Annotated in this window: 1 protein-coding gene; it reads right to left on the reverse strand. The window is 43.8% G+C overall.

Going from position 1 to position 786, the window contains the following annotated elements:
- On the reverse strand, positions 1-646 hold a 646-nt coding region (locus A3766_RS30490), incomplete at its 3' end, for a hypothetical protein (RefSeq protein WP_231882841.1).
- Positions 647-786: the final 140 nt, after the last annotated feature.

Here is a 786-nt window from a genome sequence, read left to right on the forward strand (position 1 = left end):
CAATTGTCTCTACCAACACAAAACAGGCTGACTGCCCAGCCTCAAAGACTACCTTACCATCACCCTCTGCAATTGAACGATAATCAACATCAGGGCGAGCATACTCTATGTTCGAGGCGTTTCTTTCTCGCAGATCTGAGCTGTATTTGGATGTGGTTTTATAATAAGCAGTTGTCCGTTTTGAGACAGGTGCCTCTAATTCAACAAGGAAAGCTGCAGGGTAAACATGCACGCCGTCGACATCCCTACGGCCTAAACTTATGTCACCAACTTGGTTACAAACGAGGGTGTTACCAGCATTATAGGCCGTTACAAGATTATTAATGCTTGCGATAGAGGAAGCCCCCTCGTTGATAATCGAGCCTCCCGAGAAAGAAAGAGCGTTTGCAGCAACAGAGAAATCATATGTTTCAGAAGTTGAATTAATACCATCACTCAATTCAAGCCCGTATGTATAGTTTCTACCTACCAGAGTTTCCGGAGATGCTCCCTCTGGAAACTCTACTAAAGCCTCTAGCTTAAATGCAGGCTTTATTGCGTCATCATCATCAGCGGAAGAGCTAATGTTTTCGATGTACATATCAACAATATTCGTATCGATGTCGGTTACATCATCATTAATTTCAGGATGCTTAACATAGGCCATTTGATATGCACCAGACCCACCAGCAGCACCAAAAGTAAATGTAAATGGACTATCGTAGTATAGGGTTTGGGGTGGGAATCCAAGTATTTCGAGTGGTGGGCTGGATAGCTCGACAGCAGCTATTTGTGGTTCAGAGCTAT

The organism is Oleiphilus sp. HI0132 (assembly GCF_001635845.1).